Origin of the sequence: Dolichospermum circinale AWQC310F (genome assembly GCF_000426925.1) — a bacterium.
Lineage (GTDB): Bacteria > Cyanobacteriota > Cyanobacteriia > Cyanobacteriales > Nostocaceae > Dolichospermum > Dolichospermum circinale.
Map to the genome: position 1 here is coordinate 1 of NZ_KE384671.1, position 1,537 is coordinate 1,537.

1 protein-coding gene is annotated in these 1,537 nt (G+C 32.5%); it reads right to left on the reverse strand.

All coding sequences use genetic code 11. The annotated features are described in order from the left end of the window. Positions 1 to 394: 394 nt before the first annotated feature. Positions 395 to 1,246 carry a hypothetical protein gene (locus ACIR310F_RS0106010; protein ID WP_028083029.1) on the reverse strand — a complete coding sequence of 284 codons (852 nt, stop codon included), beginning with the start codon at positions 1,244 to 1,246 and terminating at the stop codon, positions 395 to 397. Between the last annotated feature and the right edge of the window lie 291 nt (positions 1,247 to 1,537).

Consider the following 1,537-nt stretch of genomic DNA (forward strand, 5'->3'; position numbering starts at 1 on the left):
TTGGTCTTGTCGCACTAATTCCCGAAAATATTCACGCTTCGCTGCTGTAACCTCTTTGCGCTACTTTTCTATATAATCGCGCATGGTGTCAGGTAAGGAAATATTCATACTTTTCATGTGACTTCTTGAATATACTTTTTTATATTATGGCAGGTTTTGTCATTTTATGTCATTGGTAGAAAAAACTATTCGTGATGGTTGGGTGGTTTAGGTGATGTTGGGTTTTCTTGGATTAACTGAACTTACTGCTATTTAATGAACCACGTATCCCTCACGGTAGCGTTAGGGATAGACACGAAGCATACGAAGGAAGAAAAGAAGAGAGGAAGAGATTTGATTTTTATATCATTATTGTTGGGTTTTCTTGCGTCAACCCAACCTACTTGCTAAGATACTACTTTAATTTCTGTAACTCTTGTTGAAGAACTTTCTTTACAGTTTTAATAATTAAATTTTCTAAATCTGCTACTGTGAGCGTAGTAATAAGTTGAGTTTGAGCAGATTGTGTATCTTCTACAGTTAATATTTCTTTGTTTAATTCTATTTTTATTTCTTCTTCCAATTTTACTGATTGTAAAGATATTTTCTGCCCTTTTGGTAAGTAGCATAGTAACTCATTTGTAATCATATCTTTAGTTATTCGAGAATTTTTTTTATGCCAATTTAACACAATCTCAAAATACCCAGCAGCATCTTCTAAACAATATTCAAACATGGTTAATAAAATATCTATCCAGCCATTTTTTCGTAAGAATACTTTTTTTACATTTTTGTGAAAATAGCTTCCATCAATTTTTTTATTTACTTTTATCTCTAAATACTCAAATAGACCATTTAAGCCTTTGTATCCCTTGATTTTTGAATACTTTTGGAAGTCGAATATGTTTAAATTATGAGAATCTATATATATAGACAAAGCCTTTAGTCTCCTTCTCAACATTATCAAGTCACTACCTCTTATATTGAAGCCAATAAAAATCTTATCCTTCAAGTTATCAATATCTTTTATGATTTCTTTAATAAGTTCATCTTCCTCACTTTCAAATTCTAAAAAGTTAACTTTTATATATTGTTGCTTACTTGTTTTTAGAATACGAGTTAGAGTGTATCCATATATTCTTTGTGTCGCTTTTCCATTAACATAATCTGGCCAAAATTCCAAGTCAATAAAAACCAGATCATAGATAGAACCAGTAGAAAAATTGTTGATAAATTTACCGTCAAGTTTGATTTCTAGCTTATACATATAATGGTGAGTATTATTTTTTATTTATACAAATGCACAAGATTAAATTTCGCATCAAAAACAACAAATCTACGCAACCAAACGCCAAATTTTCCGCGTTCATCAGCGTTCCCTCCAAATAAAAAAATCAGCAAATGTACGCAACCCAACGCCAAAATATCCGCGTTAATCTGCGTACATCTGCGTTCTAATTAATGCACCAACTCAATAGCCCGCTTAGTCAACGCCTCCGCAGTCAAGCCATTAAAAGCCATCAACTCACCAGCACTGGCCGTAGTTTCCCCACGCTTC